Raw genomic sequence first — 17946 nt, 5'->3', positions numbered from 1 at the left:
TTCGCTACCGATCCCAAGAATCAGTGGGCGACCGGACACTTTCCGGTGTAGTCCACCTGCCAGTGTTTGATGCCGTTGAGCCATCCCGAGCGCAACCGGTCGGGCGCCGATATCGGTGTGAGGTCGGGCATGTGATCGGCGATCGCCCCGAACATCAGATTCAGGCTCATCCGTGCGAGGTTGGCGCCGATGCAGTAGTGCGCGCCGTGACCACCGAAACCCAAGTGCGGGTTAGGATTTCGGGTGATATCGAAGGTGAAGGGATTGTCGAAGACCTCTTCGTCGAAGTTGGCTGAGCGGTACAGCATCACCACGCGTTGGCCCTTCTTGATGGTGACGCCGGACAGCTCGATGTCCTCGAGCGCGGTGCGCTGAAATGAGGTGACCGGGGTGCCCCACCGCACGATCTCATCGGCAGCGGTTTCCGGGCGTTCCCGCTTGAACAGTTCCCACTGATCGGGGAAATCGGTGAACGCCATCATGCCCTGGGTGATCGAGTTTCGGGTGGTCTCGTTGCCGGCAACCGCCAGCATGAGGACGAACCAGCCGAACTCGTCGTCCGACAGTTTCTCCCCGTCGATGTCAGCTTCGACGAGCTTCGTCACGATGTCATCGGTCGGGTTCTTGACGCGTTCGGCCGCCATCCCCATTGCGTAGGTGATGAGTTGCGCTGACGCGGTCAGACTGTCGGCGCTGGCGTACTCGGGGTCGACGTCGCCGACGAGCTGATTGGACCAGTCGATGATCTTCATCCGGTCCTCGGGCGGTATCCCGAGCAGTCCGGCAATGGCCTGCAGCGGCAGGTCGCACGCCACCTGTTCGACGAAGTCGCCGGAGCCCTCGGCCGCTGCTGTCTTGGCGACGTGTTGCGCGCGCTGGTTGAGTTCGTCGCGCAGGCGGCCGACGGCGCGCGGGGTGAATCCGCGCGAAACGATCTTGCGCAGCCGGCTGTGATGTGGCGCGTCCATGTTCAGCATCACGAAGCGCTGCATCTCGATCAGTTCGCGGCTGGCGTCGTCGCGGTGCCGCGACATGGCGGTGTTCTGCCAACTGGAGAACACGTCGCTGCGCAGCGACACCTCTTTGACGTCACGGTGCTTGGTCAGCGCCCAGAACCCGCCGTCGTTGTATCCGCCTTTGCCGATCGGCTGTTCGTTCCACCAAATCGGTTCTGTGGCGCGCAGTTCGGCGAGTTCGGCGACCGGCAGTCGTTCGGCGTAGATGTCGGGATCGGTGACGTCGAAGCCTTCGGGCAGTTTCGGAGTCGGCATGACGAACCTCAGGTCGTTTCGAGTCGTTTGACGGGGATCTGTGACGACATCGCTTCCACCGCAAGGAAAGCGAAGGTCATAGCCGGCGCCAGGGTGCCGCCCGCGCCCGGATAGGACGGGCCCATCACGCTGACCGTCGCGTTGCCGGCCGCATAAAGGCCGCCGATCGGTGCGCCGTCGGCGTCGAGCACCCGTCCGGCGGTGTCGGTCCGCAGCCCGGACTTGGTGCCGAGGTCGCCGGGCACCACCTGCACCGCGTAGAACGGCGCCGTGTCGATCGGACCCAGTGACGGATTCGGCTTGACCCGAGGGTCGGTGTAGTGCACGTCGTTGAGCGTCTCACCGCGGTGGAAATCGGGATCCTCACCGCGGCTTGCGAACCCGTTGAAACGCTGGACGGTATCTGCCAAGTTGGCGACGGGTACATCGATCTGCGCGGCGAGCGCTTCTAGCGAGTCGGCTTTGTGCAACCAGCCTCGGCCCGGCCGCAATCGCTCCGGTACCCGGCTGTCCGGCTGCAGCATGCCGGGCTTGACCGGTCCGATCGGAAACTTCTTGCGGTACTTGGCATCAAAGATCATCCAGGCCGGGATCGCCTTGCCGGTCTTGGCATGTGCGGCATACATCGCCTTGCCGATGTTGTTGTAGTTGCTCGCCTCGTTGACGAAGCGGCGGCCGTCACGATCCACGAAAAAGCTCCACGGCAGGCTCTTCTCGATCACCAACACCCACGCCGTCGGCTCGCCGGGCGGCAACACGGCCGGTGTCCACCAACAGTTGTCCATCGACGCCGCGTCGAGATCGCCGCCTACCTGCTCGGCGAGCAGTATGCCGTCGCCGGTGTTGCCCTCGTGACCGACCGTCCAGCGGGCCTCGACGGGTAACGGCTGGTATCGCTTGCGCATCTCCTCGTTGCGCTCGAACCCGCCGGTGGCCACCAGTACGCCCTTGTGCGCCCGGATCACCTCACCCGAGGCGAGTTCGACGCCCACCACCCGGTCATCCTCGGTAAGCAGTTGTCGCACAGTGGTATTGAGCAGCACCGGCACACCGCGCCGCTTCAACTCAAGACGCAATCGCGCCATCAACGCCTGGCCCAATGTCAGATACGGGTCGCGACCCTTCCAGCGCCGGCGTGATCCGCTGCGACGTACATAACGGCCGAGGCCGGCCAACAGACCGAGCTTGGGCTTGATGCCCGGGTGCATCAGCGCCCGCGCCTCGGAGAGTCGCATCATGAACCGATCGAAGATGAGTTCACCCGGGTAGCAGGGATGCAGGGTGGCAAAGTCCTCGCCCAGCAGGTTTCCATCGAACGGCAGCGGTTCCAGCGGCCTGCCGCCAGGTTTGGCGCCCGGCTGGAAACCGTCGTAGTCCGGATATTCGAGCACGGGCTCGAACCGAACGTCGGTCTCGGCCTCGAAGGTGGCGATCATCCGATTGGCGCCGTCGATGAAGGCGCGACGTTGTTCAGCGGGCACCTGTCCCTCGGTCACGGCCTCCAGATATGCCCAGGCCTCGTCGTCGTTGTCGCTGATGCCGACGTCGCCCATCTTCGCGTTGTTCGGCACCCACACCGCACCGGCCGACATGGCCGCCGAACCGCCCCACATCGGGCTCTTTTCCAGCACCACCGCGCTGTGGCCGAGCAGTGCCCCGCGCAGGGCACCCGCGAGTCCGGCGGCGCCGGAACCCAGTACGACGACATCTACATTGCGTTCTGTCGGCATGACTCACACCGTCCCGTAAACCGGCGCCGGCTGGGGCGCTTTTTCGATCAGATCGCGCACTCCTGCACCGACTTCGGCCGGGTCCCACCGCCGACCCAGATCCAGCGGCGGCCCGTGCTGCCAGCCGTCGGCGACGGAGATCTTGCCGCCCTCGACTTCGAACACCCGGCCGCTGACGTCGGCGGACTCGTTGCTTCCCAGCCAAACCACCAGTGGTGCAATATTTTCCGGCGCCATGGCGTCGAATGCGGCGCTGTCGACTTCGGCCATCATGTCGGCAAAGACGCCTTCGGTCAGCCGGGTGCGGGCCGACGGCGCGATCGCGTTGGACGTCACGCCGTATCGGCTGAGTTCCACCGCCTGGATGATCGTCAGCGCGGCGATACCTGCCTTCGCGGCGGCGTAGTTCGCCTGCCCGATGTTGCCCATCAGCCCAGCGCCCGAGGACGTGTTGACGATGCGCGCGTCCACGGTGTTGCCCGCCTTGAACTCGTCGCGCCAATATGCCGCGGCATGCCGGCTCACGCAGAAATGGCCGCGCAGGTTCACCCGGATGGAGTCGTCCCACTCCTGCGGGCTCATGTTGACGAACATGCGGTCGCGCAGCATGCCCGCGTTGTTCACCACGGTGTCGAGTCGGCCAAATGTGTCGATGGCGGCAGCCACCAGGTGGCGGGCGGCGTCGAAGTCGGTGACGTCGTCGTTGTTGGCCACGGCTTCCCCGCCCAGTGCGGTGATACGTTCGACCACCTCATGTGCCGGGCCGGCATCCGAGCCGGTGCCGTCCGGCGCGCCGCCCAGATCGTTGACCACGACGCGCGCGCCCTGCTTGGCGAACTCGACGGCGTGCTCGGCGCCGATGCCCCGGCCCCCGCCCGTGACGATGACTACGCGTCCGTCGCAAATTCCTGGCATCGCTGGTGATCTCCTTTTTCAGATTCGCTCGATGATGGTCACGTTGGCCTGACCGCCGCCCTCGCAGATGGTCAGCAGGCCGTAGCGGCCCGATGTTCGTTCCAGCCCGTGCAACAGGGTGGTCAGCAGGCGGGTCCCGGTGGCGCCGATCGGATGACCCAGCGCGATCGCCCCGCCTGCCGCGTTGACTTTGTCCGGGTCCGCATTGAATTCGCGGGTGAATGCCATCGGGACCGGCGCGAAAGCCTCGTTGATCTCGATCAGGTCGATGTCGTCGATCGACAGCCCGGACCGCATCAGCGCCCGGTGTGTTGCCCGGATCGGCGCGGTGAGCATCATGATCGGATCGTCGGCGCGCACGTCCAGGTGATGGATCCGGGCGCGCGGCGTCAGGCCGTGCTCGGTAACGGCGCGCTCGGAGGCGATCAGCACCGCGCTGGCGGCGTCGGAGATCTGCGACGCGTGGCCCGCCGTCACCGTTCCGCCCGGCCGCAACGGGGCCAGTTTCGCCATCCGCTCGGGGGTGGTGTCGCGGCGCGGGCCTTCGTCCACGGAGACGCCGGCCAACGGCACGATTTCCCGCTCGAACCAACCGGAGTCGATGGCGTGCACTGCCCGGCGGTGGCTTTGCAGGCCGTACTCGTCGAGTTCGGCGCGGGTCAGTTGCCACTTCTCGGCCACCATGTCGGCAGCCCGAAACTGGGACACCTCTTCGTCGCCGTAGCGCGCGGTCCATCCGGTGCTGCCGCTGAACGGATCGGGCAGCCCCCACTGCTCGGCGGCGGTGTAAGCGGCCGAGATCGGGATCATGCTCATGTTCTGCAGACCACCGGCGATGACCAGCTCCTGCGTTCCGCTCATCACCGCCTGCGCAGCGAAGTGCGCGGCCTGCTGCGACGACCCGCACTGCCGGTCGATGGTGACGCCGGGGACATCGTCGGGCAGCCCGGCGGCCAGCCAGCAGGTACGCGCCACGTCACCGGCCTGTGGGCCCAATGTGTCGCAGACGCCGAAGACCACGTCGTCAACCGCGGAGGGGTCGAAGTCGTTGCGATCAACCAGTTTTCGGATGACATGTGCGCCGAGGTCGGCGGGGTGCACATCTTTGAGTCCGCCGTTGCGTTTGGCGACCGGAGTGCGTGCCGCATCCACGATAAACGCCTGTGGTCGGCTGGCCGTCATGAAAATCCGCCTCCTTGCGCTCGAAGCCGAGCCTGGTATATCAATGTCTTGATGTCAACTTCCGAATGTATCCGGCCAGAGCTGGGAGTGGTACTCCCGGCGTTCTCCCGCACCACCGGCGTGGCGCACTGGAACCGTTACGCCGCTGTCAACGACGAATTCATCGACGTGCACATGTCCGTCGAGGCGGCGCGCGCGGCGGGCCAACCCGACATCTTCGGCATGGGCAATCTCCGCGTCGGCTATCAGCATGCGGCGTTGCACCGCTGGATCGGCGGACGCGGCGATATCGCATCGTTCAACTGCCAGTTCCGCGCGCTGAACTTCCCGGGCGACGAATTGACGGTCTGGGGTCGCGTCGTCGACTCCGTCGAATGCGAGGGATCGACCCTGACGGTGCTCGAACTCGGGGTGCGTAACCAGAACAACCAGGAGACCACTCCGGCGACCGCCGAGGTCGTGTGGTTCGACGGCACACCCGCGATGCCGTCCGCACCGACGCGAACCGTCGACACCGACCGCGCGCCCGGGGTCTACCTCGATGCTGACACCATCGGCTGGCTCGGCCGGCCGCTCCCGGTGCTGGGGTCGCTTCCGGTGGACACCAATGACATTCGCCGCTGGGCGCAGGCGATCTGGTATCCGGAGCCGCCGCCCGGTGACCAGTTCGACGTCGCGGTCGCGGCGCTCGGTCCGTGGGGCGGGCTGGTTGCACCGCGTGACTTCAATCCCTACGCCTGGCATCCGGACTTCCACCCGGAGGCTTACCCGTGGATGCGGGGGATGGGCACCGAACCGGGCCGGCGCGGCCTCAACGGCGGTCAAAAGACCTGGTACGGGGCACCCATCTGCCCCGGCGACACCATCGATTCGGAGGTTAAGCTCGTCGACGCCTACGAGAAGGAGGGCCGGCTGGGCACCATGCTGTTCCTGGTCGACCAGGCCCGGTGGACCAACCAGCGCGGTGAACTCGTCCGGCTCAGCGAACGAACGACTATTTACCACTGATCATGGGTGCACCAGTTGAAGTCGGCCATGCGGTCTTCGCGTTGCACGAGCCCCTGCCGGGACATGAGCGCGACTTCAACCGCTGGTACGAACGCGATCACATGTACATCGGCGGCGTCCTGGCGCCCTGGACCATCGGTGCCGCCCGCTGGATCGCAACCGACGAACTCAAGGCGCGCCGGTTCGGTACCGGTCCGTTCGGGCCGATCGCCGACGGCCGCTATCTGACGCTGTACTGGATCCAGCGGGATCGCCTTGCCGACCAACAGAAGTGGGTCGCCGAACAACTCGTCGGGTCCAATCGGTTCGAGCGCAAGACGGTGCAGACCGCCACCACCTACGACCGGTTGAGCGGTTGGCAACGCGACGCCGACGGCCCACCGCTGTTCCTCGCCCTCGCGCACGGCTACCGCGGCGTCGCCTTTCTGGTGCTGCAGCGCGGTCCCGACGTCGACCAGAACGCCGTCTGCGATTGGTTGTTTGGCCCCTATGCGCAGCAGCACTGGGCGGGCAGCGGTGTCGCGGCTGCGATCGCGTTCGCGCCGCGGCCCAAGGAGCCGTGGTGGCCGCCCGCCGCGCCCGAGGTGGAAGGCGTCGGCGACCGAGTCATGGTGGCCTGCTTCCTGGATGACGGGCCGGTCGCGGGCTGGGATCAAGCCTTCGTCCCGCTCGCCGATGCGGTCGCGGGCGTGGGTGAGGTACTGTTCGCCGGCCCCTTTCAGCCGACGGTGGTGGGTACAGACCCGTGCTGACCGACCGGCACCGCTACGACATGCATTGGCGCAGCGCGCCGGCGCTCACCCAGCAGGCCGCCCACCGGTTCGGCACCGACGTTGCGCTGATCGAAAACGGCACCGAACGCACCTTCGCCGAGTTGGCCAGCGACGTGCGCGCGGCGACCGCGGCGGCACTCGCCATGGGCGTCGTCCCCGGGGACGCGGTGGCGATCTGGGCGCCCAACAGCGGCGCCTGGCTGACGGCCGCGCTCGGCATCCAGGGTGCTGGGGCCGCAATTGTCCCCGTCAATACCCGGTTCAAAGCGGTTGAGGCCGCACACGTGCTGCGGGTCAGCCGCGCGCGATACCTGTTCACTGTCAACGGTTTTCTCGGCACTGACTACGAAACGATGCTGTTGGAAAGCGGTCAGCATCTGCCGGAGCTGCGCAGCGTGGTGATCATCGCGGGTCCCGCCCTGACCCCGTCGAGTCGGACCTGGGCCGACTACCTCGACGCGGGCCGCACTACCCCGCGCGCCATGGTGCTGGCCGCCATCGACGCGGTGGGCCCCGAGGATATCGCCGACATCCTCTTTACGTCCGGCACCACCGGACGCCCCAAGGCAGTGCCCACCACGCACGGTCAGAATCTGCGGTGCTTCGGCGTCTACACCGAGGCGATCGGGCTGCGGCGCGGCGACCGGTATCTGATCGTCAACCCGTTCTTCCACAGCTTCGGCTATAAGGCGGGCTTCCTGGCGTGTCTGATGCGCGGTGCCGCCATCCTCCCGGTGCCGGTTTTCGAGGCTGCAAAACTCGGTGAAGTAATTGCCGCACAACGGATTACCGTGTTGCCCGGGCCGCCAACCATATTGCAGGCGCTGCTCGACCAACGGGCCGGCCACGACCTGTCGTCGCTGCGGCTCACCGTGACCGGTGCGGCCGAGATCCCCGTCGAGTTGATCCGCCAGCTGCGCGAGCACCGGATCTTCGACACGGTGTTGACCGCCTACGGGCTCACCGAATCGAGCGGAGTGGTGTCGGTAAGCAAGCCCGACGACCCGCCCGAGGTGATCGCCCAATGGTCCGGGCAGGTCATCGACGGCGTCGAGGTGCGCATCGTCGACGGATCGGGCGAACCCGTGGCGCCGGGGGAGATCGGCGAGATCCTGGTGCGCGGGTTCAACGTCATGCGGGGGTATCTCGATGATCCTGACGCGACCGCCGCCGCCGTCGACGAGTTCGGCTGGCTGCGCACCGGCGACCTCGGCGCTGCCGACAGCCACGGCAGGCTGCGCATCGCGGGACGCAAGAAGGACATGTTCATCGTGGGCGGGTTCAACGCTTATCCCGCCGAGATCGAGGATCTGCTACTCGGGCACGACGGGATCGCCCGGGCCGCGGTGGTGGGCGTGCCGGATGACCGGCTCGGTGAGGTCGGCGCGGCCTTCGTGGTGCCGGCGGCCGGAGTCGAACTGACGCCGGACGAGGTGATCGGCTGGGCCAGAGCCCATATGGCCAACTACAAGGTGCCGCGCCGGGTGGCTTTGGTCGACGAGTTGCCACTGAACGCGGCCGGGAAAGTGGACAAGCTCGCACTGGCCGACCGGGCTCGTTCGTCTTTGCCATTAACATAACATCAACAAATTGATATAAAGATATTGACGGTATTTGGAGGTAGGCATGACGATCGACGTCTGGGCGTTCAACATCTTCACGTCGGGGGCTGCACCCGAGCCCGAGGACCTGACCGTGGAAGCCTGCCGCGAGACCTATGGCTGGTACGTGGACCTGGCTGCCAAACTCGAACAGTGGGGTCTCGACGGGGTGTTCTATGCCGAGCACCACTTCAACCCGATCTTTATCGCGCCCTCGCCCCAACTCGTCGTCGCATCGGTGGCGGCCCGAACCAGCAAGCTCCGCCTGGGCATCATGAGCAGCGTGCTGCCTCTGCACGACGGCCGCCGCTTCCTCGAGGAATGCGCGATGCTGGACATGTTGTCCGGCGGACGGTTCGAGATCGGGATCGGACCGGGAGCGGGCGACGACGAGGCGGTTCAGGCGGGGTTGCCCGCCGAGCTGATCCGGCCGCGCTACTACAGTGCCGCCGACCTGTTGGAGAAGGGGATCGCCGGCACCTACGTCACGCATCGCGACGACTTCTACGATCTGGTCGACGTGCCGATAGTGCCACGGCTGCAGGGCAATCCGGAACGACCGGTGTGGACCACCATCATGTCCGCGGGTTCGGCGGAGTGGGCGGCGCGGCGCGGCTGGCGAGCCTGCACCGGTTGGCTGCCGCGCCCGTTCGCGGCACAGATCACCGAGGTCTACCGGGCTGCGGCACGCGAGGCGGGCACCTCGTCGGGACCCGAGATGCTCGCGCTGCGTCGCCGGGTGTTCGTCGCACCGACGGACGCGGAAGCCCATGAACTGGCCGCGGCCGCAGCGGATCTGACGCAACTCGGGGTCTTGCGGCAGGACAAGCGGCAAGGTGAGGCCGGCGACCCGAACGTGGCGGCGATGCTCTCGCATCCCGACGACTTCATCATCGGCGGGCCCGACACCGTCGCCGAACAGATCGTCGAACAGTGCCGAGAGGGGGGCTTCGGCACCTTCGCGGCCTGGTGTGACTACGCGGCCTTCGCTCGCGACGACGTGTCCCGTAGCTACGAACTGCTGGGCACCCGGGTCGCCCCGGTGGTCCGGTCGGCAGTCCTGGAGCAGGCGAGTGTTTGACGTCAAAACCTTGCACGACCTGTGTTACGCCACCGTCGACGGCGTGGACCTGGGTCTGGATCTGTACATCCCGGCCGTCGCGGATCCCGCTCTGGTGGTCTACGCGCACGGCGGCGGGTTCCAGTTCGGCGACAAGTCCGACGCCGCGGCCACGCGACTGCAGGCCCTTGCCGCGCACGGCGTCGCGGTCGCGTCGATCAACTATCGGCATGCACCGCAATATCTGTTCCCGGCCCAGGTCGACGATATGAAGGCCGCGGTGCGCTGGCTGCGGGCCAACGGTGGCGGATACGGGCTGGCGACCGATCGGATCGCAGTGTGGGGCGCGTCTGCGGGCGGCTACCTGGCCAGCATGGTCGCGCTCGACCAGGACCAGTCCCGCGCGGTGCAAGCCGCGGTGATCTGGTTCGCCCCGGCAGATCTCGCGTCGTCAGGCGCCCGCAGCCCGCTCGAGCGCCAGATCATGTTCCCGTCCTTCGAGGCAGGAGTTGTCGGGGTCGATGATGCGCGCGACGCGCCCGTGGCGTCGTCGGTACTGGTGCGGGCGCTGACGGCACCGGCCTGGACGCCGCCGTTCCTCATTGCGCACGGCGACCGTGACCGGATGGTCCCGCCCAGTGAATCGGCCGCATTGCACGACGCGCTCGGTCGTGCAGGTGTGCCCAGCACGCTGACATCTTTGGCCGGTGCCGGCCACGAGGACCCCGCGTTCGACCGGCCTGAATTCTTGGCGATGACGGCCGCCTGGCTGAACGCGGTGTTGGTGCGATGACCATCGATCTGCGCGGACTGGGTTACGTCGTCTACGACGTCACCGACGTCACCGCATGGCGGCGATTGACTGTCGAGGCTTTCGGCATGATGCCCGCGCCCGGCCCGCCAGAGCCCAAAAGCCAAGGGGCGGATGGCACATTATGGTTGCGGCTCGACGAACGCAGTTGGCGCATCGCCGTGCAGCCCGCCGAGCGGGACGCGCAGGTCGCCGCGGGATGGGAGGTCGCCGATTCAGTCGCGCTGGATGTCGCGGCGGCGCATCTGGAATCGCACGGTGTTGCGGTCAAGGTCGCCGACGACCAACTGCGCGCCCGCCGTGGCGTACTGGGCCTGGTCGCGTTCGACGACCCATGGGGTAACCATCACGAAATCTATTGGGGCCAAACGGTTGAAGAAGAGGAGTTTCGTTCGCCCACCGGTTTGCAGGCTTTCCTGACCGGTCCGCTCGGCATCGGACACGTCTTCTACGCGGTCCCGTCGGCACCCGAGGCCGAGGCTTTCTACCGGGACGCGATGGGATTCCGGCTCACCGACCGATTCGCCTGGGGCCCCAACGCCGTGGTCTTCATGCGCGCCACCGCGCGCCATCACAGCATCGGCTTCTTCGACTTGCCGATGCCGCCGGGGCCGAATCACCTGATGCTCGAGGTCAGTCGGCTCGAGGACCTCGGCAAGGCCTACGACCGCACGATGGACCTGAAGATCCCGATCGTCAACACGCTGGGCCAGCACTTCAATGACCCCACGCTGTCGTTCTACGTGCAGAACCCGTCGGGATTCAATATGGAACTCGGTTGGCAGGCAATGCAAGTCGATGACTCGACCTGGGTGGCACGGACCTACACCGGCCGCGGCGAACTATGGGGGCACCGTGGCAACATGATGGACGACATCTCTGATGCCAAGACGGGTGCGTGATCGGATGCGGGTGTGCGTGCTCGGCGCGGGGGGCCTGGGCTCCTTGGTCGGTGCGCGCCTGGCCGAGTCCGGGGTGCACGTCACGCTGATCGGCCGTCCGGCCCATGTCGAAGCGATCCGCCGAAATGGATTGCGGATCGAGGGTATTCGCGGGCCGGCTGTGGTGGACGACCGGCTTACCGCGGTGTCCCATCCGTCTGAGGTCGACGGCCCGATCGATTACCTGCTGCTGACCGTCAAGACTTCGGACACGGCCGAGGCGTTGGCCGGGGCGGACACGCTGCGCACCGCCGGCGCGGCACTGTCGTTGCAGAACAGCGTCACCAAAGACACCCGACTGACGGAGTGGATCGGCGCCGACCGCGTCATCGGCGCGTCCACCACCGAATCGGCAACGCTGGTGGAACCGGGCCGGGTGCGCCACACGGGAACCGCGCCGGTGGCGTTCTACTTCGGCGAACTGGACGGCACTCTTTCGCCGCGGGTCGAGCGGCTGGCGCTGGCTTTCCGGGAAGCCGGATTAAGCTGTGTGGCAACAGAATTCGTCAATGCTGTCGAGTGGGAAAAGCTGTTGCAGGCCGCGCTCATCGCCGCCTTCTCGATCACGGCCGTCGGGTTCCTGCCCGACCGCACCATCACCGAAGCGCTGCAGACCAGGCCGGGCGCGGAGTACTACGTACAACTGGCCGGCGAACTGCTGACCGTCTACCACGCCCTCGGTTATACGCCGCGCGACTACTTCGCCCCATACGCCCAATTCCGCGAATTCGGCGAACATGACACCGACAGCAACGTAGAACGGGCGATGGCGCTGGGCCGCACGATGGCCGAGCAGGGCGTGCGCGGCCGACCCTCGATGCACGATGACCTGCTGCGCCACCGGCGCACCGAGGTGCAGGAGTCGGTCGGCGAGTTCGTCACGGCCGCAACGCGGCTCGGCGTCGCGGCACCGGCGTTGACCGCCGCGCACCGCATCATCCGGTGCTACGAGCTGATGGTGACCGAGGAGGTGGCAGTCGATGTTCACTGCTGAGCCTGGCGCCCTGCTGCCGCCGCTGACCCCCCAACAGGAATTGGTGCTGCTGGCGCGCACCCTGTGGCATGAGGGCTACGACGACCACCTGGCCGGCCACATCACCTACAAGCAGCCGGACGGCACGCTACTGACCAACCCCTGGTACCTGCTGTGGGACGAGTTCGGTGCCGACGACGTGGTGCGCATCGACCTGGACGGCAATGTGCTGGAAGGCAAGTGGCCGGCCGCCCCCGGCGTGCACCTGCACCTGGCGCTGCACCGGGTCCGCGACGACGTCGGCGTGTCGATCCACAACCATCCGCGCTGGGTGACGGTGTGGGCTAATGCCCGACGCATTCCGGGGGTGCACGATCAGACTGGCGCCCTCGGCGGCGGCCGCGTGGTGCTGGTCGATGAGTTCGAGGGCACGGTCGCAGCCTCGGAAGCAGCTGCCGCCGCCGTCGCCGCGATGGGCGACGCCGACATTGCGCTGCTGGCCGGCCACGGCGTTTTCATACTCGGTCCCGACCTACCGCGCGCACACCTGCGCGCGGTGTCGTTCGCCGAGCGCTGCCACCGCGCCGCCCTTGTCGAGGGGTTGGGCGGCGCGAAGGAATTGCAACCCGACGTCAACGCGACGCTAGGGGTTGCTGAGTTCGAAGGGTTCTGGGAGGCGATGGCCCGCAAGGAGATTCGTCGTGACCCGGATGTGCTGAACCAAAAGAAACAGGAGGAGCGCTGATATGCTCACTGCCGCCGATTTCCAGGGCCGGGTGCTGGCCCTGCCACCGACCCCGATGCGTACCGACGTCGATCCGTTCGGGCCCGAATCAACCGTGGATCTCGACGAGGCATGCCGGCTGGCCGACCAGCTAATCCGGGACGGCGTCGGCTTGATCGGGCTGTGCGGCACCACCGGCGAGGGCGCGACGACCACTTGGGCCGAACGGCTCAGGTTGTACGACGCGGTGAATGAGACTGCGGCGGGCCGAGTTCCGGTGATCGCCGGTACCACGGCGCTGGGTACCAGGGAAGTCGTCCAGCAGATGCGCGTCGTGCGGCAGCTTGGTCTGGCGGGAGCGTTCGTCGGGTTACCGCTCTGGCAGACACCGACATTGGCGAACGCGGTGGGCTTTCACGCCGATCTCGGCGAAGCGGTGCCCGACCTGCCGCTGCTGGTCTACGCCAACCGGTTCTTCTTCAAATTCGAGTACCCGATCGAATTCTGGCAGGGAGTCGCGCAGCGCTGCCCGACGGTGGTGGCGTGCAAGACCAGCTTTCCGCTCACCGAGGAATTACTGGCCACCGCGGGGGAACAGGTGGCGTTCCTCAACGGCGAAGGTGGCCTGCTGACCGCGGCGTACAAGGCGTTCCCCGACTATCCGCATGGTTGCTGGGCGACGTCGGCGGCGATGGGGCCGCAGCCGTGGGTGGTGGCCATGGCCGCCGCGGCCGCCGGTGACCGCCGGCGGGCGATCGAGTTGCTCGAGGCGATCGACACTGTGCCGCTGGCGATTCCGGACTTCACCCAGTTTGCGCAGTACAACCTGCAGTTCGAGAAGGCCAGGATCGACGCCGCCGGCTACACCCGGTGCGGGCCGCCGCGCCCGCCGTACACCGACCTCCCGGACACGTGGCGGGCCGCCGCGGTGGCCAACGCCGCCGCCTGGCGGGCTCTTTGTGAATCGACCACGCGTGAATCGACCGCAGGCGCCTCGGCGCGATGACGGAAGGGCAACCCATGTTGAAGGAATCCAAGGAGCGTTTCGTCCCTGACCTGGTCGGGCGGATAGACGGGTCCAAGCCGGAGTCGCTGGTCGTCGACCTGTCCACCTACCAGGTGTTCGACGCGGATTCGGCGGTCGTCACGTTGATGTACTCCAACATCGCCGACAACGGGCTGGGCATCGTGGTGTGGAACCTGGAACCGGGGCAGGAGAACGACTTTCACCTGCATCCCGGCAGCGAGCACCTGCATGTGGTGCTCGCTGGCGAAGCCGAGTACACCCTGGCCGACCGGCCGCCGGTGACGGTGCGGGTCGGCCAGGCCGTCATGGTGCCAGCCGGCATCCCGCACGGCATCCGCAACGTGGGGACCGAGCGCTGTTCCTACCTGGCGGTGACCAGCCCCGGCGAATATCAGAAAGTCTTGGCGGACAAGGGGGAGCGGGCGTGACCAAAGTCGTTGTCACCGGCAGCTCATCCGGACTGGGCCTGGCCACAAAGCAGGCGCTCGAGGCTGACGGTGTGCGCGTCATCGGGGTGGACCAGGCCGACGCCGAGATCGCCGCCGACCTTTCGACCCCGGCGGGCCGCGCTCGCGCGGCCGACGCCATCGCCGACGTGTCGGGCCACGTCATTGATGGCTACGTTGGCTATGCGGGCGTCGGCCCGTCGGCCCCGGATATCGGATTGCTCACCAGCGTCAACTATTTCGGCCAGGTCGACTTGCTGGTGGCGCTCAAGCCGCTGCTGGCCGCCGCGGCGAAACCGGCTGTGGTGGTGATCAGTTCGATCGCGCCGATGGTGCAGGGCGTCGACGACGAATCCGCCGAGGCGATGCTCGCCGGCGACGAGCAACGTGCGATTGAACTGACCGCGAAGCACGGCGACCCCGGCATCGCCTACAACACCTCGAAGCTGGCGACGCTCAAATTCGGCCGACGGATCGCACCCGTCTGGATCGCCGACGGCATCCGGGTCAACGTGCTGGCTCCGGGCACCACCGTCACCCCGATGACCGAGGTCGCAATGGCCGATCCGGAGATCGCCAGGTTGATGAACGAGAACCCGGCGCCTATCCGGCGGTGGGCTCAGCCGTCCGACATCGCTGACGCCGCGCGTTGGCTGTTGTCAGAGGGCAGCAGGTACGTAGTCGGCAGCGTGCTCGTCGTCGACGGCGGAATCGACGCGGCCGCAAGGCCGGAAAACTTCTGAATCCGACGACCAGGAGGTACTGGCATGACATCTACGGCGAACAGGATGTCTCTTGCCGATGCCCGGCAGGTGGCCGAACGGCTCGCTGCGTCGGCATCGCAACGGCGGGAGGCGGGGGAAGGGCTGCGGCGCCTCCCCGAGGCGACCATCGGCGAGTTCGTCGACAGCGGGTTGCTACGGATGAACCAGGCCGCGCGCTGGGGCGGTCTGGAACTGGGTAGCCGGGCGGTGGTCGAACTGGTCTCCGCGGTCGCCGAGGGCGATGGTGCGTCCGGTTGGGTCTTCGGGCTGCTGGCCAGTCACTTCTGGCTGGGCTCGGTGTTCGATCTGGAAGCCCAGTACGAGATGTGGGGCGACGACCCGGACACCTTGATGTCGTCGTCGTTCGCGGCCGAAGCCAGCGACGTCGCGGCGGTCGACGGCGGCTACCGGGTGAGTGGCCGCTGGCCGTTCTCCAGCGGCTCCGATCACTGCGCGTGGGCCATGGTCGGCATCGTGGTGCCGCCGGCCGATGGCGCCGGACCGCCGACGCCACGCTGGTGTCTGGTGCCGCGCAGCGACTACACCGTCGAGGACACCTGGTCGACGTGTGCGTTGCGCGGGACGGGCAGCAACACCGTGGTGATCGACGGGGCGTTCGTGCCGGCCCACCGGACCGTCGATCCGGTCGACGTGATGGAAGGGCGTGCACCCGGGTCCCTGGCGAATCTGTCGCCGATCTTCAAGCTTTCGTTCTCCTCGGCGTTGTCGGGCTACCTGGGATCGACCGCGCTCGGCATCGCCCGACGTGCGGCCCGTGACTTCGCGGACTACTCGAAGAAGAAGGTGTCCAAGTTCACCGGGTTGCCCGAGCTGAGCGATCCGATGATCATCCACGTGGGCACGGTGGCGGCGCAGGCCGAGGCTGCGCACGGCCTGGTGATGTACCGCGCCGGTCTGCTCGACGAACTCGGCGCCCAGGGGCTGGGGCCGACCCTCGAGCAGCGGCTCGCCGCCAACCGCGACATCACCAGCGCGGTGCGCATGTGCGTCGACGCCGTCGAACTGGCAATGCGATTCAGTGGCGGCAGTGGACTTTTCGACAAAAACACCGTGCAGCAGGCGTGGCGCGACGTGCATGGCGTCGCCGCGCACATGGGTTACAACACCGACACCGTCTACGGGAACTGGGGCAGGCAGATACTCGGCCTGCCGCTGCCCCCGGGATTCTCCTGACCCGTGCCGGACCGTCCACCGAAGGGCAGGAACGTGAGCCTTATCAATCAACTCGCCTACGTCGGGGCGGGCGCCACCGATCTCGATGCGTGGCGCGGATACGCCGGACGGGTGCTGGGCCACCAGATCATGCCCGAAACCGACGACCACGCGTTGTATCTGCGGTTCGACGACCGTCATCACCGACTCGTCGTTTCGCCCTCGGACGTCGACGACGTCACCTACGTCGGGTGGGAGGTGAACAACCGCGCCGCACTCGACCGTGCCGCGGCAGCGGTCGCCGACGCGGGAGTCGAAGTGCGCGAGGGGAGTCCGGGTGAGGCCGACCTGCGTCGGGTGCTCGGCTTCGTGCATTTCACCTGTCCGTACAGCGGGGTCCGGATGGAACTCGCCTACGGCCACGAGACGATGTTCAGCCCCACCTTCCGTCCGTCACGTCCGTTGTCCGGATTCCACACCGGCGAGCACGGCCTAGGGCATGTCGTCTGCTACGCCTCCGACGTGCAGAAGGCTGCCGATTTCTACGTCAACGTGCTGAATTTCGGCGTCAGCGACTACACCGTCATTCCGGGCATGGGCGTGCTGGCGAGTTTCCTGCACTGCAACGGGCGCCATCACTCGCTGGCGTTCTTCGCAGCGCCGCACGCGCCGAGACGAATTCAGCATCTGATGTTGCAGACCAACACCATTGACGATGTCGGCGCCACCTACGACGTGTGTCTCGACCACGACCTGACTACGACGTCGCTCGGGCGGCATCCGAATGACCACTCGGTGTCGTTCTATTTCCGCAACCCGTCCGGCTGGAACATCGAGTACGCCTGGGAGCCGCGAGTGATCGATCCGGGCACCTGGGTCACCGAACACTTCGTCGCGGGTCGGCCCGACGCCTATTGGGGCCACCGCGGCCTGATGGAGATGGTGTGACCGTCGAGTCCAGCCGGGTGGCTCCGGCTGCGCCGCGCTCGCGACCCTCGCTAGGGTTGACCGCGGTTCGAGGCGGTCAGGCCGTCTCCCCGGAGCAGCGCGGAATCGAGGCGATGATGGCGGTCCAGCGACGTGACGACTATGAGCCGTCCGTGGCCCACATTCCGTGGGAGCTGAAGCGCGCGGAACGTGCGGCTGCCCGTCTACTCGACGCCAAATTGCGGGGCACCGGGCTGACCAAGTCGCAGTTCGGCGTGATCCAGGCGCTGGCTCACATGCGCAAGGCGTCGTCGGCCGAGCTGGCTCGCACGGTGTTCGTGACTCCGCAGGCGATGGTGGGACTCATCACCGCGCTCGAGCAGAAGGGCTACATCGAGCGGGAGCAGTCGGAGGTGTCGGCGCGCATCATCGACGCGCGGTTGACCGCCGCCGGCCGGGCGGCCTGGCGACGCGCCTCGGCCAAGCTCGCCGAGATCGACCAGTTGCTGGCGGATGAGTTCAGCCAGGCCGAGGTGGTTCGGTTCAGCAAATTCCTCTCCCGCGTCAGTGAGGCGCTGGACGTCGACGAGTGAATTCGGACTGAGCATCCGCGACGGCCA

18 protein-coding genes are annotated in these 17946 nt (G+C 66.9%); 14 read left to right on the top strand and 4 right to left on the bottom strand.

The window, feature by feature from the left end; translation table 11 throughout:
* Positions 1-20: 20 nt before the first annotated feature.
* Genes ACZY1I_RS18790 through ACZY1I_RS18775 form a run of 4 tightly spaced genes read right to left on the bottom strand, consistent with a single transcriptional unit; the run spans position 21 to position 5098 of the window.
* Positions 21-1271 carry a cytochrome P450 gene (locus ACZY1I_RS18790; protein ID WP_463755969.1) on the bottom strand — a complete coding sequence of 417 codons (1251 nt, stop codon included), beginning with the start codon at positions 1269-1271 and terminating at the stop codon, positions 21-23.
* Positions 1272-1279: 8 nt separating this feature from the next.
* Positions 1280-3001 (bottom strand): FAD-binding protein, encoded by a 1722-nt coding sequence (locus tag ACZY1I_RS18785; RefSeq protein ID WP_463755968.1) that lies wholly within the window; start codon positions 2999-3001, stop codon positions 1280-1282.
* A gap of 3 nt (positions 3002-3004) precedes the next feature.
* Positions 3005-3916 (bottom strand): SDR family oxidoreductase, encoded by a 912-nt coding sequence (locus tag ACZY1I_RS18780; RefSeq protein WP_463755967.1) that lies wholly within the window; start codon positions 3914-3916, stop codon positions 3005-3007.
* Positions 3917-3934: 18 nt separating this feature from the next.
* Entirely contained in the window at positions 3935-5098 is a 1164-nt protein-coding gene (locus tag ACZY1I_RS18775) for an acetyl-CoA C-acetyltransferase (protein WP_463755966.1), read from the bottom strand.
* A 51-nt stretch (positions 5099-5149) separates the two neighbouring features.
* Between ACZY1I_RS18775 and ACZY1I_RS18770 the strand changes: the two genes are divergently transcribed.
* From ACZY1I_RS18770 to ACZY1I_RS18705, 14 genes are read left to right on the top strand one after another with little or no spacing between them, the layout of a single operon-like run.
* A complete protein-coding gene (locus ACZY1I_RS18770; RefSeq protein ID WP_463755965.1) occupies positions 5150-6106 on the top strand; it encodes an FAS1-like dehydratase domain-containing protein in 957 nt (318 codons plus the stop codon).
* 2 nt (positions 6107-6108) lie between these two features.
* A complete protein-coding gene (locus ACZY1I_RS18765) occupies positions 6109-6858 on the top strand; it encodes a hypothetical protein (RefSeq protein ID WP_463755964.1) in 750 nt (249 codons plus the stop codon).
* Between the two features lie 20 nt (positions 6859-6878).
* Positions 6879-8459, top strand: coding sequence for a FadD3 family acyl-CoA ligase (locus ACZY1I_RS18760; protein WP_463756294.1), 1581 nt, complete (start codon positions 6879-6881; stop codon positions 8457-8459).
* A gap of 46 nt (positions 8460-8505) precedes the next feature.
* Complete coding sequence (locus tag ACZY1I_RS18755) at positions 8506-9561, top strand: LLM class flavin-dependent oxidoreductase (RefSeq protein WP_463755963.1); 1056 nt, start codon at positions 8506-8508, stop codon at positions 9559-9561.
* Positions 9554-10333 carry an alpha/beta hydrolase fold domain-containing protein gene (locus ACZY1I_RS18750; RefSeq protein WP_463755961.1) on the top strand — a complete coding sequence of 260 codons (780 nt, stop codon included), beginning with the start codon at positions 9554-9556 and terminating at the stop codon, positions 10331-10333. The genes ACZY1I_RS18755 and ACZY1I_RS18750 overlap by 8 nt, the downstream gene beginning before the upstream one ends.
* Positions 10330-11253 (top strand): VOC family protein, encoded by a 924-nt coding sequence (locus ACZY1I_RS18745; protein ID WP_463755960.1) that lies wholly within the window; start codon positions 10330-10332, stop codon positions 11251-11253. The genes ACZY1I_RS18750 and ACZY1I_RS18745 overlap by 4 nt, the downstream gene beginning before the upstream one ends.
* Positions 11234-12286 carry a ketopantoate reductase family protein gene (locus ACZY1I_RS18740; protein ID WP_463755959.1) on the top strand — a complete coding sequence of 351 codons (1053 nt, stop codon included), beginning with the start codon at positions 11234-11236 and terminating at the stop codon, positions 12284-12286. The genes ACZY1I_RS18745 and ACZY1I_RS18740 overlap by 20 nt, the downstream gene beginning before the upstream one ends.
* Positions 12273-13010: a class II aldolase/adducin family protein gene (locus ACZY1I_RS18735; RefSeq protein ID WP_463755958.1), complete on the top strand. Its 738-nt coding sequence runs from the start codon at positions 12273-12275 to the stop codon at positions 13008-13010. Before ACZY1I_RS18740 ends, ACZY1I_RS18735 begins: the two co-directional genes overlap by 14 nt.
* Before the next feature lies 1 nt (position 13011).
* Complete coding sequence (locus ACZY1I_RS18730) at positions 13012-13995, top strand: dihydrodipicolinate synthase family protein (protein WP_463755957.1); 984 nt, start codon at positions 13012-13014, stop codon at positions 13993-13995.
* A 14-nt stretch (positions 13996-14009) separates the two neighbouring features.
* Positions 14010-14444 carry a cupin domain-containing protein gene (locus ACZY1I_RS18725; protein ID WP_463755956.1) on the top strand — a complete coding sequence of 145 codons (435 nt, stop codon included), beginning with the start codon at positions 14010-14012 and terminating at the stop codon, positions 14442-14444.
* Positions 14441-15205, top strand: coding sequence for an SDR family oxidoreductase (locus ACZY1I_RS18720; RefSeq protein ID WP_463755955.1), 765 nt, complete (start codon positions 14441-14443; stop codon positions 15203-15205). The genes ACZY1I_RS18725 and ACZY1I_RS18720 overlap by 4 nt, the downstream gene beginning before the upstream one ends.
* A gap of 24 nt (positions 15206-15229) precedes the next feature.
* Complete coding sequence (locus ACZY1I_RS18715; RefSeq protein WP_463755954.1) at positions 15230-16420, top strand: acyl-CoA dehydrogenase family protein; 1191 nt, start codon at positions 15230-15232, stop codon at positions 16418-16420.
* A 33-nt stretch (positions 16421-16453) separates the two neighbouring features.
* Positions 16454-17347 carry a VOC family protein gene (locus ACZY1I_RS18710; protein WP_463755953.1) on the top strand — a complete coding sequence of 298 codons (894 nt, stop codon included), beginning with the start codon at positions 16454-16456 and terminating at the stop codon, positions 17345-17347.
* A complete protein-coding gene (locus tag ACZY1I_RS18705; protein ID WP_463755952.1) occupies positions 17344-17919 on the top strand; it encodes a MarR family winged helix-turn-helix transcriptional regulator in 576 nt (191 codons plus the stop codon). Before ACZY1I_RS18710 ends, ACZY1I_RS18705 begins: the two co-directional genes overlap by 4 nt.
* Positions 17920-17946: the final 27 nt, after the last annotated feature.

The sequence above is a fragment of the Mycobacterium sp. IDUB_37 genome (assembly GCF_055419245.1).
This window is presented reverse-complemented; position numbering and strand designations above follow the sequence as displayed.